Source organism: Streptomyces glaucosporus (assembly GCF_039533345.1).
In the GTDB taxonomy this organism is placed as follows: Bacteria; Actinomycetota; Actinomycetes; order Streptomycetales; family Streptomycetaceae; genus Streptomyces; species Streptomyces glaucosporus.
This window is the reverse complement of the sequence record NZ_BAAATJ010000063.1, coordinates 1-531: the sequence shown is the minus strand read 5'-3', so window position 1 is coordinate 531 and position 531 is coordinate 1. Positions and strand designations below refer to the sequence as shown.

General features: G+C 62.3%; 1 protein-coding gene. It reads left to right on the top strand.

The window, feature by feature from the left end; all coding sequences use genetic code 11:
* Positions 1-16: 16 nt before the first annotated feature.
* Positions 17-531 (top strand): lipoyl synthase (locus tag ABD358_RS28360; RefSeq protein WP_344634023.1); only part of this gene is annotated, 515 nt, incomplete at its 3' end.

The window sequence follows — 531 nt, the reverse complement described above, 5'->3', positions numbered from 1 at the left end:
TATCGCTCCTATCCCCATGCCCGGTGACCCTGCCAAGCCGGAGCGTCTGCGCAAGCCCGACTGGATTCGCGTGAAGGCGCCGACCAGTCCGGCCTATCATGAGACCCGCAAGCTGATGCGGACTAAGGGGTTGAATACGGTTTGCGAGGAAGCGGCCTGCCCGAACATCGGCGAATGCTGGACCAAGAAGCATGCGACGGTGATGATCTTGGGCGATGTGTGCACGCGGGCCTGCGCCTTTTGCAACGTCAAGACCGGGATGCCGCGCAAGGTTGACGTCAACGAGCCGCAGAATCTGGCCGATGCCGCCGCCGAAATGGGGTTGGAACATATCGTCATCACCTCTGTCGACCGCGACGATTTGCCCGATGGCGGCGCGTCGCAATTCGTGAAGGTGATCGAGGCGCTGCGCCGCACCACGCCCGGCACGACGATCGAAATCCTGACGCCGGACTTCCGCAACAAGCATGAGCGGGCGGTCGAGATGATCGTCGCGGCGCGGCCCGACGTCTATAATCACAATCTGGAGAC